This is a genomic window from Planctellipticum variicoloris (assembly GCF_030622045.1).
Classification (GTDB): domain Bacteria; phylum Planctomycetota; class Planctomycetia; order Planctomycetales; family Planctomycetaceae; genus Planctellipticum; species Planctellipticum variicoloris.
The window spans coordinates 5,356,100-5,368,805 of the sequence record NZ_CP130886.1 but is presented as its reverse complement, the minus strand read 5'-3'; the positions used below and the strand labels follow the sequence as shown (position 1 = coordinate 5,368,805).

Genomic DNA, 12,706 nt, shown 5'->3' with positions numbered 1-12,706 from the left:
GTGGTAGACTCATTCTGTCGGACGCCGCAGCCGGGTTGGCCGCATGCAGACCGAATTACTTGGTTTCCGCGAGCGTCGCGGCCGCGCGAATGATCGGGAGAAACAGCTCCCCCTTCAGACTCGCTCCGCCGACCAGCGCTCCGTCGACGTCAGCCAGCCCCATCAGCTCCGCGGCGTTATCCGCCTTCACGCTCCCGCCGTACAGAATTCGCATCTCTTCGGCCGCCGGCGGATTGTAACGCTTTGCCAGCCAACCGCGAATGAACAGATGCGCCGCCTGCGCCTGGTCGGGAGAAGCCGTCACGCCCGTGCCAATTGCCCAGACCGGCTCATAGGCAATCACAATCTGCCCCAGCAGGCCGACGTCAACACCCGCAAACCCGCCCGCCAACTGGGTTTCCAGCACCTGCTCGGTCTTGTTGGCCTGTCGGTCGGCCAGCGATTCGCCCACGCAGAAGATGACGCCCAGTTCCCGGGAGGCCGCCGCCACGATCTTCTTGTTAATCAGATCGTCCGTCTCGCCGAAGTGCTGACGACGCTCGCTGTGGCCCAGAATCACCCACTGACAGCCGACATCCTGCAGCATTTCGATCGCCAGCTCGCCCGTATACGCCCCGGGGGATGCGAAGTAGGCATTCTGAGCCCCCAGGCTGACCTTGCTGTCGCCCAGCGCTTCCTTGACCGCCAGCAGGTAGGGGGCCGGCGGACAAACAGCCACATCCACCCGCGGCTGGGTCTTCTGGACTTCCACGGCCACCTCGGCCGCCAGCGATTTCGCCGACGACAGCGTCGTATTCATCTTCCAGTTGCCGGCTACAAACAAACGTCGCATCTCAGCTTCCCAGTTCTGAACCCCTCGCGGGCTCATGGCCACCTCGTTCCCAGGCTCTCCCCAGGGAACGCCTTCCGGCGATGCTCTCCATCGCCCTCGATTCAAATCTCTTCAAAAACGCGCCGGACTGCTCGATAGCGTCCGTCACTCACCGAATTGAGAGCCGGAGAACTCTCCAGCAGTCGGCCGGGGCCCCGATTGCCCGGACTTCTCTGCGGCCTCAGCGTTCCGCTCTGCATCTCGGCGAAAGATCTTCTCGTCCTGCTATTCCCGAGGTTCGCTCCGGGCATACGACCCCAGCACCTCGATCCGCACCGCCGACTGAGCCATCTCGTCCAGAGCCTTCTTGACCTTCGCATCCTTCATATGACCTTCCAGGTCCATAAAGAACACATAGCCGGTCTCCGGCCCCCGCAACGGAAACGACTCAATCCACGTCAGGTTAATCTTCAACTGCTTGAAGATCATCAGCGTATCGGACAAAGCGCCCGGTTTGTGCGGAATCTGCAGCAGAACAGACGTTCGGTCCTGGCCGGTCGGCCCGACCGGCTTGTCGCCAATGACCGCAAATCGCGTGATGTTGTCTTTGTTGTCTTCAATCGACTCCGCCAGGATGTTCAGACCGTACTCGCCAGCCGCCTGTTTGCTGGCGATCGCTCCCACCCCCGGCTTGTCCCGGGCAAGCTGCGCAGCGGTGGAAGTGCTCGTCACATCGATCAATCGAGCCTGCGGCATATTGCGGCTCAGCCAGTCCCGGCACTGCGACAACGCCTGTGGCTTGCTGTAGATCTCAGTGATCTCACCCCGCGGGCACTTCCCCAGCAGATTGTGGTGAATCGCGAGCTGGATCTCCCCGCAGATCCGCAGCGGCAGCCGCGTGAACATATCCAGCGTGTCGATGATCCGACCGTCCGTGCTGTTCTCGATCGGAACGACGCCGAAATCGGCATGCCCCCGGTTCACCTCTTCGAACACGGCCGCGATCGTGTTGACCGGAATCAGATCGGCCGATTCTCCGAACCGTTCGATCGAAGCCATGTGCGTGAAGCTGAACGACGGCCCCAGATACGCCACCCGCTGCACCCGCACCTGATTGCGTACGGCGCTGATGATCTGACGGAAAATGCCGCGAACTGCCCGCGCCGGCAGCGGACCGGGATTGGCCGCCTCGATCGCCGTGAACAGATCGTCATCTTTCCGCGGGTCGTAGAGACCAGCCCGCCGATCCGGAGTCGCCTCAATCAGCTTGGCTGTCGCGGCCGCGCGCTTGTTGATCAGTTTCAGGATTTCCTGATCAAGCCGGCGCAACTCAGCCTCAGAAGCGGCGATGGCGGCCTTGGCCGCGCTGGCGGATTTCGCCGACGACGCTGACGAAACTGTCGGTCCGCTGGTCGCGCGCCGTTTAGGCAGCGGTTTCTTCGCCATTACACCGGATCTCCGCAGAAGTCCGCCTGTCGCGGAATGTGTTGCCAATACTTAGGTTACAACAATTTCCGACCACCGGAGACTCCGGCCGACGGTTCTGCGGACTCCGTTTCGCAAAGAACTCCCGGCGTGACGAACAATTCCCAGATTCCCGGAAACGCCAGTCCGCTCCGCTTTCCGTAAGTGTTTTACAGGTCGGTTTCTCCGATTGTCAAGCAGTCGGGCGACAGGTGCACAGATTGCCCCCTGAAACAGCCAACAGCCAAACTCTCGGGAGTGTCAAGTTGGCAGGCCCGCTCCAGCACCGCTCCGACGGCCGGGCTGTCATTCTGGCGGTGCTCCGCGCTCGACGTGCCAATCGGCGACCCGCCGGCGGACCGCAACCTTCGAAAGCTGCACGAGTTGCGAATTTGTGGCAAGCCTGGCCGCTCCCCGGCGCGACGTTTGCTCTTGTCCCTCACCCCAGTTCGCCACCGTCAATTCGACCGACGAAGCCCCTTGTCGCCAGCCTCCGGCACGATGTCGGCCCGGCCCCTGCGGCAAGTCCACGACTCAGCATCACACTTCGGGTGGGACCCCCGCCTGGTCCCGGGAGCAGACGACTATGGCTATTCAGGACAGGATCATCGGCATCGACCTCGGCACCACCAACTCGGTGGTCTCCATCATGGAAGGGGGCGAGGTCAAGGTCATCGCCAACCAGGAAGGCAACCGGATCACCCCCAGCGTCGTCGCCTTCACCGACAAGGGCGACCGGCTCGTCGGCGACCCCGCCAAGCGGCAGGCCGTCACCAACCCCACCAACACCATCTACTCGATCAAGCGGTTCATGGGCCGACGGCACGCCGAGGTCGAGACCGAAGAGAAGATGGTCCCCTACAAGATCGTCGGCGGACGCGACGAGTACGTGAAGGTCGACGTCAACGGCAAGACCTACACGCCCCCGGAAATCTCCGCGCTCATCCTCCGCAAGCTCAAGGAGTCCGCCGAGGCCTACCTCGGGCATACCATCACCAAGGCGGTCGTCACCGTTCCGGCGTACTTCAACGACGCCCAGCGCCAGGCCACCAAGGACGCCGGCGAAGTCGCCGGCCTCAAGGTCGAGCGGATCATCAACGAGCCAACCGCCGCGGCCCTCGCGTACGGTCTCCAGTCGAAGAAGAACGAAAAGATCGCCGTGTTCGACCTCGGCGGCGGCACCTTTGATATCAGCGTCCTCGAAGTCGGCGACGACCTCATCGAGGTCCTCAGCACCAACGGGGACACCCACCTGGGCGGCGACGACTTCGACGAAGTCCTCATCAAGCACCTCGCCGACAAGTTCCAGGCCGAGAACGGCATCGACCTCCGCAAGGATCCGATGGCCCTGCAGCGGCTCCGCGAAGCCGCCGAGAAGGCCAAGAAGGAGCTCTCCAGCAGCCAGAACACCGACATCAACCTGCCGTTCATCACCGCGGACGCTTCCGGAGCGAAACACCTCCAGATGACCGTCTCCCGCGGCGAATTCGAACGGCTGGTCGATCACCTCGTCGAACGCTGCCGCAAGCCGGTCGAGAACGCCCTCCGCGACGCCAAGCTCAAGCCCGCCGATATCGACGAAGTCGTCCTCGTCGGCGGCTCGACCCGCGTCCCGATGGTCCAGGAATTCGTTAAGAAGCTGTTCGGCGGCAAGGAACCCCACCGCGGCGTGAATCCCGACGAAGTTGTTTCGATCGGGGCGGCCATTCAGGGGGGGATCATCACCGGCGACGTCAAAGACATGGTCCTGCTCGACGTCTCCCCGCTCTCCCTCGGCCTCGAAACCGAAGGGGGCATCATGACCGTCCTCATCGAGCGCAACACCACCATCCCGGTCACCAAGAAGGAAAACTTCTCGACCGCCGCCGACGGCCAGACCGCGGTGACGATCAGCGTGTACCAGGGCGAACGCCCGATGGCGCACGACAACCGGCTGCTGAGCCAGTTCAACCTGGACGGACTCCCCCCGGCGCCGCGCGGCGTGCCGAAGATCGAAGTCACCTTCGACATCGACGTTAACGGCATCCTGAAGGTCTCCGCCAAGGACACCGCCACCGGCAAGGAGCAGTCGGTCCGGATCGAGAATTCGAGCGGGATCGACGAGAAGGAAATTGAACGGATGAAGCGGGACGCCGAGTCCCACGCTTCCGAAGACAAGCGCCGTCGCGAGCTGGCTGAGGCCCGCAACGAAGCCTCGCGGATGGTCTACGACACCGAGAAGTCGCTCAAGGAGCACGGCGACAAGGTCGACGCCTCCGCCAAGGCGGCGATCGAAGCCTCGGTGGAGAAGGTCAAGAACGCGGAGAAGGGGGAAGACCCGGCCGCGATCAAGGCCGCGACCGGCGAGCTGAGCCAGGCGATGATGGCGTTCGCCAAGATGTACGAGTCGGCCGCCGCCCAGGGGGCCGGCCCCGCCGGTGAAGACGGCCAGCCCCAGGCCGCCGCGGACGAAGGGGTCATCGACGCCGAGTTTACCAAGAAAGACTGATTGACGTAGGGTGAGTCGAGTCTTCGAGGCTCACCAGATTGACCAATCGTAGAGTGAGTCGAGTTCCGCCGAGGTGAGCCTCGCGGACTCGACTCACCCTACCTAAGACGAAGAGAAGACGAAGAGTGGTGGGTCGAGACCCACCCGATGAAGTGCGGTGAGCCTCGAAGACTCGACTCACCCTACGAAGACCGAAGACCTTTCCCTCCCGACGTCCCGTTCTGGGACTGTCACCACACTCCGTCCGGACTTAAGGAACCGCCTCATGGCTTTCCGCATGGACAAACTCACCGTCAAAGCTCAGGAGGCCGTCCAGGAGGCTCAGCAGCTTGCTGAGAACCTCGGGCATCCCCAGCTTCTGCCGCTGCATCTGTTGAAGGCGCTCCTCGACGAAGAGGGGGGCATCGTCCGGCCGCTGCTCGACAAGATCGGCGTCAAGGTCGCCCAGCTCGCCGGCATCCTCGAAGCGGACCTGAAAAAACTCCCCAAGCAGTCCGGCGGGCAGGTCTCCGCCGGGCCGGCGACGATGCAGGTCCTCAATAAGGCCTCCGATCTCGCCGATCAGATGAAGGACCAGTTCGTCTCGACCGAGCACCTGCTCCTCGCGCTGACGCAGGTCGATGACCAGGCCCAGCGGGTCCTGAAGCTCAACGGCGTCGCCGAGTCCGACGTCCTCAATGCCCTCAAAGCCGTCCGCGGGAGTCAGCAGGTGACCGATCAGAACCCCGAAGACAAGTACCAGGCCCTCGAAAAGTACGGCCGCGACCTCGTCGAAGCCGCCCGCCAGGGGAAAATCGACCCCGTCATCGGCCGCGATACCGAAATCCGCCGGGTGATCCAGGTTCTCTCGCGCCGGCGGAAGAACAACCCCGTCCTGATCGGCGACGCCGGCGTCGGCAAGACGGCCATCGTCGAAGGACTCGCCCACCGGATCGTGCTCGGCGACGTCCCTACCAACCTCAAGGACAAGCGGGTCGTCTCGCTCGATATGGGGGCTCTCATCGCCGGGGCCAAGTACCGGGGCGAATTCGAAGACCGCCTCAAGGCCGTCCTCAAGGAAGTGACCGAGGCCGAAGGCCGGATCATTCTCTTCATCGACGAGCTGCATACCGTCGTCGGGGCCGGGTCCGCCGAGGGAGCCGTCGACGCCTCCAACCTGTTGAAGCCCGCCCTCGCCCGCGGCGAGCTCCACTGCGTCGGGGCCACCACGCTCGACGAGTACCGCAAGTACATCGAAAAAGATCCCGCCCTCGAACGCCGGTTCCAGCCCGTCCTCGTCAATGAACCGAACGTCGAAGATACGATCTCCATCCTCCGCGGCCTCAAAGCCCGCTACGAATCGCACCACGGCGTGCGGATCACCGACGACGCCATCATCGCCGCGGCGACGCTGTCGGACCGCTACATCAACGACCGCTTCCTCCCCGACAAGGCGATCGACCTGGTCGACGAAGCGGGCAGCAAGCTCCGCATGGAAATGGACTCCATGCCCGCCGAGATCGACGAGGCCACCCGCCAGCTCACCCGGATGCAGATCGAAGCGGCCGCGCTCGCCAAGGAATCGAGCGCCGACAGCCAGGCGCGCCTCGCCGAGATCCGCCGGCTGATCGCCGACCGCGAGGAATCGGTCAATGTCCTCAAAACCCGCTGGCAGACCGAAAAGAACGCCCTCTCGTCCCTGCAGCCCCTCAAGCAGGAGATCGAGCAGCTCCGCACCCAGTACGACCAGGCCTTCTCGCAGGCCCAGAAAACCAACTCCAACGACGACTACGTCAAGGCCTTCCAGGCCGAGCAGCAGCTCAAAGTCGCTCACGAGAAGCTCGCCGCGGCGGAGGCCAAAGTCAGCGAAGTCGGCGGCGACCAGGCCAACCGCCTGCTCCGCGAAGAGGTCACCGAGGAAGATATCGCCAAGGTCGTCAGCACCTGGACCGGCATCCCCGTCTCCCGCATGCTGCAGACCGAACGCCAGAAACTCCTCACCATGGAAGACTTCATCCACAAGCGGATGATCAACCAGCAGGAAGCGGTCACCGCGGTCTCCAACGCCGTCCGCCGGTCGCGCTCCGGCCTGCAGGACCCCCACCGCCCGATCGGCTCGTTCATCTTCCTCGGCCCCACCGGCGTCGGCAAGACCGAGCTCTGCAAGGCGCTCGCCGAGTACCTCTTCGACGACGAAAAGGCGATGGTCCGGATCGACATGTCCGAGTTCATGGAGAAGCACTCCGTGGCCCGGCTGATCGGCGCCCCCCCCGGCTACGTCGGCTACGAAGAAGGGGGCAAGCTGACCGAAGCGGTCCGCCGGCGGCCGTATACCGTGCTGCTGCTCGATGAAATCGAGAAGGCGCATCGCGACGTCTTCAACGTCCTGCTGCAGCTCCTGGACGACGGACGGCTGACCGACAGCCACGGCCGGACGGTCGACTTCACCAACACCATCGTGGTGATGACGTCGAACATCGGCAGCCAGTTGATCCTGGATCTGAACGGTCAGGAGGACGACAAGGAGATCGAACGCCGGGTGCTGGGGGCGCTGCGGAAGGAATTCCTGCCGGAGTTTTTGAACCGGGTGGACGAGACAATCGTGTTCCACCCGTTGGGCCGGACGGAAGTGCGTCAGATCGTGGAGTTGCAACTGGCGAAGCTGCAGCAGCGTCTGGCGGACAACGATTTCACGCTGGAAGTCTCGGACGAAGCGAAGCAGGCGCTGGCAGAAGAAGGCTACGACCCGGTCTACGGCGCCCGGCCGCTCAAGCGCGTAATCCAGCAGCGTCTGCAGAACGAACTGGCCAACGCGATCCTGGGAGGCGAGTTCCCGGAGGGAAGCACGATCCGGGTGGAGTCCCAGAACGGGGAGTTCGCGTTTCGGGCGGTGTGAGGTCGCCCGAGTCCCAGCTTTCCGGGGTGCCACGGCTGGCCGCCTTGGGCAAGCATGTCTTTACGCCTCCGAGACTGCGCCTCAATGCAGTACTGCAAGGACAACACAGACATGCTCGATTACAAAAGGGACCATGACACCTCGCCGGTCTCCGGCAATGACTTGGACAGGCAGCCTCCCCCCCGCTGTAATTCGGCCACACACGGGTCGACTTGATTGCAGTTAGTCAGCCGGCAGGGCCAATTCTGGAACGGTAGGATCCGGCCTCTTTCACGAGACGAGGCGGCTCAATAATACTCAAGAAGACATTACTGGCCAGCAGTCTTTGGCAATAGCGGAGGATCGTTGGTAGTGCCAAATGACAGCTCCGGGTATTTCTGCTTCAACTCTGTCGCCAGTTCCTCAGAAAACAACCCGCCGTCAACCGCTATAGACCGCATCGACTGCATTGCCGCTAGTTTTCGGATCCCGGAAACGGAAGCCTCGGTATGCACCAGATAAACGTTATTCAGTTTGGGGAATCGACTCAGCACGGAAAGCCCGCGATCAGTTACCGATGCACGTTGCAGTCCAAGGAATTCCAATGTTTCGCCGCATCCCGCTAGGGCAGTCATCATTTCGTCAGAAACGGGCGTGGCAAACAGCTTGATTGAGCGCAAATTAGGAAAGCGTCCAATTCGCGGGGCCGTCGTGAATCTCTGATTAATCAAGTAGAGACGGGTGATTTCAGGGAGTACTGGAAAAGACTTCATAAGGTCGTTGTTCAGAGAGTTACTGCTCAGCAATAGCCGTCTAATAGTTGTGAGTTTGGAAAGCTCCTGTAACTCTGGTTCTTCCAGAGTCAAACCTTTAATCTCAAGTTCTCCGACGTTGTGTATCGACCCTACCGCTGACAATGCCTCACGCGTGTGCGGTGACTGGATAGCTATGTTGGCGGGGTATTCCTCGAAGTTGTAGGCACTGTGCGGTACCAGGCAGATTCGAAAACCCTCCTCCTGGTCTAAATCACCGGCCACGATTCTGAAACACTTCGATGGTCGTTCCTACAGCGCCGCCGGTCGCCGGTGGTTGTGTCGGCGGATGTAGGAGCGGACGTTTCGCATCAGTTGCGGCATCGTCGAGCATTTGTGGTTCCGTGTCACGTTGGCGTGTAAGTCCTCCCACGTTCGTTCGATCCGGTTGTGATCCGGACAGTACGGCGGCAGGAAGTGCAGGCGCAGCCTGCGCCCCAGCGGCGTCGCCAGACTCTCCCGCACCAGTCGGGTCGTATGGATCGCGTAGTTGTCCAGGACGACATGGATCTTCTTCGCCTGCGGATAGCGCTGCGTCAGCTCCCACAGCAGCAGTACGAACAACGCCGTGTCCTTCCGGTCGCCTTCGATCGCGATCAACTCCTTCGTCCGCGCATCCTGAGCCCCCGCCAGGTAACGCTTCTCGTTCTTCCCCGGCGTGAGAACCTGTTTCTGCTGCCCGCGGAGCATCCAGTCCTCGCCGATCTTCGGATTGAGATGGATGTCGATCTCGTCCTCCCAGACCGCCACTTCGCCCGTCGGCAGATGCGCCACCAGTTCCTCGATCTGCTCCAGACACTGCTGTTTTTCGGCCTCCGGCCACGGACACTCGACCGTTGGCTTCGGTCGTCCGCGCCGCGCCCCGATCAGCCGCAAGGCCCGGCTCATCGTCGACAGGCTGATCTTCACACTCGTCCGTCGACGGAGCGTTGTGATCAGCATCTCCCGCGTCCAGGTCGGCCGCTTCCAGCCGTCCTGCAGCGGATCGCCGGCCACGACCTCCCGCAACTGCGTCAGGTACTCCTCGGTCAGTTTCCGTGGCCCGTTGCCGCCCCGCCGGTCGAACAAACCGATCTCGCCGTCCTTCCCGTAACGCTGCTCGGTCCGATACACGGTGCTGCGACCGACCTTGAGCGAGCGGGCAATCCAGGTGGGAGAACGTCCTTCCAGTCGATGGATCACGATCAGATACCGCGTTCTCAGCCCGGCGTCCTTCAGAAACTTCAACTGCTCGGACAACCGCTGCTTGGCGCGCTCCGCCCGGGGTGAAAGAATGCCTTCCATGGGGAACTCCTTCCTTGGTTTGGAGTTGTGATACCTCCAAGGTAAGGGTTCCCCATCTCGTTTCCACTGCAATCCCTCCGCTCTGCCGCGCGCCTCACATTCGTGGCCGGTGATTTAGATACTCAATCGTCGATGCCGGCAACAATCTGCGGATAAGTTGAATCGAAGACTTCTCACCCTCAAATGCAGCCACTTGAGACTGTGCTTGCGAGAGCTGTCGCCCTAAATCACGAATAGTCGCTTCCGTTTCCTTTACGCTTTCAGCCAACGTCAATTGTTCAATTCGAAGACGTTCATTTTCGATTGCGTTGCGTTCCCGCTTGGCATCCAATAGGCCGGACCAGAATGCGATAATTACCGTCGCGAGGACAAGGAACAATGTTGGCCCAGCCTGAATTGCGGGCGGAATCCACCACCTGTAAGTTAGATTCCTGATCTCCGCATGCAGTTTCTCGAGTTCAAGTGACTGCTTGCGTAAATCGGGATTTGGGCATGAGTTCCGTTGATCAGATGACATTTCCACCTGCCTTTTTGGTTCCAGCACCTTGCTAGCAGAAACGCAGGAAATTGATCCGCGGATCAGATTGTCGCAGCGAACTTTTCAGTCTTCACCGTTTTTTCAAGAATTGAGTTGGCTACTCAAAACGTCTCCCGCCTCCGGTTCTTGTACCTCAGAAACGTCTACACTTCCATCAGTGGGTCGTGATGTGTCGCGGGATAGCGACGTCCATGGAGATTGCGTCTCCGATCCCAGCCCTCCCCCGCGCGCAGAGCACCGACCGTCTTCCCCCACTCGGACCGCCGGGCGAAGGTTCACGTCACGTCCTTCGTCGTGGGGCTACTCTATCCACCAGCGCCAGTGACAATTGTGCTTCGAACGCGCCTTTCAGGTGTCTCGAAGAGGACGAATGACGTCATCGAGTAATCGGTCGCCGGTTGCCTTTAGCATCTGAGCGGTCACGTCCAGTCCATTCAGCAGTCCAACGTCAGTAGTCTTCCAAGCATCTTTCAGTGCGTTCTCGTCGGAAAGCAGCTCTTCCAAACCGCTGCCGAGCCGGGAGAGGAGTTCGCCCTGCTTAGCGGGAAAACACTCCTCCATCGCGCGACGCCATTCGTTAATCCAAGCGGCCGTTCCGTCTCGCCCTTCGAGCCGCGCCAACGCGATGACCCGGCCCAGATCCTTGGCCGAGCGAAGGACGCCACGCATTTCGCCGGACTCGATGCGAACGGTTCCAACTTCCGGATGAGAGAGCAGATTGGCGAGGGCCATCATGGACGGCCGGGCATACTCCAGCCCAACGTCCGATGTCAGGCGGTCCATCGATGCGATTCCGAGGAACCGGAAACTGGGGAGCCCGTACCATCCGTCGTTCAGTTCGATGGGAATCCAGAGCTTGGCTTCGCCCTGGTCCTTCTGCGGTATGTTGAGGAACTCGATGAAGTACTCGCGTGATCCGGGCGGGAACAAGCGAATCGCCCGCAGGTCGGTTTCGGGCTCAGCGGTCTGCCGAGGGTAGCACTCGCTGGTATTCTGCCAGCCGTTTCCTCGCAATCGCGTTGTCATCTCCCCGCACGAGTTGGTGTCGCCCGCGGGGTGAACGACCAGGTCGGCATCCTTGGTATTGATGCCTTGGCCACCCAGTCTTGCCTTGTAGTGGTAGGCCGCCGCAAGACTCCCAGTCACGAAGAGATGCTGGCGTAGCTCCTGCGGGATGTCTTGGGCGATTCGCACAAAGAGCTGTTGTGGATCAAGCTGGTTCATGCGAGACGCGCCTCGGGACGGAGACGTGAGAGGAGCTCGTTCGCCTGGACCGTCAGCGAGAGATCATAGAGATCTAAAGCAGTCTCGACCGGATCAGCCAGCGGAATTCTTGTGCCGGGCCGTTCCACGAAGAGTGACGATGCCCGTTGCAGTATGTGGACCACGAGAACTGGCGACCTGTTGGCGTCGTCCGTCCGCTCCAGTGCGGGATCAAGTCTCTTTACGAAGCTGAGATCGAATTCGCCATCCGGCGCGTGGCACACGAGATCGATTCGTGGCGTTCCATGCAGATCGAAGTCCGGATCCCAGTCTCTCGCCGATACGACTCCTCCCATCGCGATCTTTGCGGGGTGGTTGCGCTCCAATCGCGCGAGCAGGCTCTGAGGCGATGGCTTGTCGCCAGAACGATCGCGATACCGCAGGGAACGCCGCATCTTCGGCGCCAGTGCCACCAATTCGCTCCATAACACATGAGGAAACATCCTCAGTTCGACGGATCGGCTTGATGTCGTTGTCAAATTGTCGCCGAGGGCGGAATCGTCAAGCGACTTGCGCACTGTGGGGTAACTGCAACCGACGACGCCAGCCAGTTCTCCGACGGGAATCGGGCCCTGCCTCGTGAGCCATCGGCTCAGCAGAACTTTGGCGATTTCGTAGTGTTTTTGCCCCGGGGTTTGAGGCATTGGCTCGGCTAACGCGGATTGTCCACTCTTCCATCTGTACTCGAAGTGGTCTGCGATCCTTCGCAGGAACGGTTCATTGGGTTCGACCCACGTTGCGTCGTGTTCGACGAGGATGATTGCGAGGCGGTCTGCGATCGAAGGATGAAGTACCGACTTGACAGAATTCCATTCCTTCTCAATGCGTGAGCGAGACATTCGAGTGCGCCCCATGACGAGGCACGCACGTTTTATGAACGGGGTTTCATTCAAAGACATGGCGAGTTGCATGGCAGCCGCATGCAACCCTCGACTGCCGTCCAAGACGCGTTTCACTTCGAGGACGGTCCTGCCGTCTAAGCTCCGGTAGTCAAAGGGCCCCGATTGCTCCTCAAAGGAGCCGAAGTTCGAAAGCCACCATCCATCGATTTGCTGATCCATACTCCCAGTCTAGCCGAGAGAATAGAAGTCGCAACTCAATTTTAAAGTCGCAACAACAAACGTAAGTCGCAACTGAATTCCTGGTCCTGGGGACTGCCCACCGTGCGATGCCGTCAACGTCGCAACTGAAT

Annotated in this window: 9 protein-coding genes; 2 read left to right on the top strand and 7 right to left on the bottom strand. The window is 61.1% G+C overall.

Going from position 1 to position 12,706, the window contains the following annotated elements; translation table 11 throughout:
* Positions 1–55 precede the first annotated feature (55 nt).
* Positions 56–832 (bottom strand): triose-phosphate isomerase, encoded by a 777-nt coding sequence (gene tpiA, locus SH412_RS20905; RefSeq protein ID WP_336519961.1) that lies wholly within the window; start codon positions 830–832, stop codon positions 56–58.
* Positions 833–1,096: 264 nt separating this feature from the next.
* Positions 1,097–2,257: a prephenate dehydratase gene (gene pheA, locus SH412_RS20900; protein WP_336519960.1), complete on the bottom strand. Its 1,161-nt coding sequence runs from the start codon at positions 2,255–2,257 to the stop codon at positions 1,097–1,099.
* Positions 2,258–2,861: 604 nt separating this feature from the next.
* Between pheA and dnaK the strand changes: the two genes are divergently transcribed.
* Entirely contained in the window at positions 2,862–4,763 is a 1,902-nt protein-coding gene (gene dnaK, locus SH412_RS20895) for a molecular chaperone DnaK (protein ID WP_336519959.1), read from the top strand.
* Between the two features lie 265 nt (positions 4,764–5,028).
* On the top strand, positions 5,029–7,638 hold the full coding sequence (gene clpB, locus SH412_RS20890; protein WP_336519958.1) for an ATP-dependent chaperone ClpB: 2,610 nt from the start codon (positions 5,029–5,031) through the stop codon (positions 7,636–7,638).
* A 308-nt stretch (positions 7,639–7,946) separates the two neighbouring features.
* Here the strand turns inward: clpB and SH412_RS20885 are convergent, their stop codons facing one another.
* From SH412_RS20885 to SH412_RS20865, 5 genes are all read right to left on the bottom strand, one after another.
* On the bottom strand, positions 7,947–8,654 hold the full coding sequence (locus SH412_RS20885; RefSeq protein ID WP_336519957.1) for a hypothetical protein: 708 nt from the start codon (positions 8,652–8,654) through the stop codon (positions 7,947–7,949).
* A 27-nt stretch (positions 8,655–8,681) separates the two neighbouring features.
* Entirely contained in the window at positions 8,682–9,713 is a 1,032-nt protein-coding gene (locus tag SH412_RS20880) for an IS630 family transposase (RefSeq protein ID WP_336518647.1), read from the bottom strand.
* 94 nt (positions 9,714–9,807) lie between these two features.
* Positions 9,808–10,230 carry a hypothetical protein gene (locus SH412_RS20875; protein ID WP_336519956.1) on the bottom strand — a complete coding sequence of 141 codons (423 nt, stop codon included), beginning with the start codon at positions 10,228–10,230 and terminating at the stop codon, positions 9,808–9,810.
* A gap of 369 nt (positions 10,231–10,599) precedes the next feature.
* Complete coding sequence (locus SH412_RS20870) at positions 10,600–11,475, bottom strand: hypothetical protein (protein WP_336519955.1); 876 nt, start codon at positions 11,473–11,475, stop codon at positions 10,600–10,602.
* Positions 11,472–12,575 (bottom strand): hypothetical protein, encoded by a 1,104-nt coding sequence (locus SH412_RS20865; RefSeq protein ID WP_336519954.1) that lies wholly within the window; start codon positions 12,573–12,575, stop codon positions 11,472–11,474. The genes SH412_RS20870 and SH412_RS20865 overlap by 4 nt, the downstream gene beginning before the upstream one ends.
* Positions 12,576–12,706 lie beyond the last annotated feature (131 nt).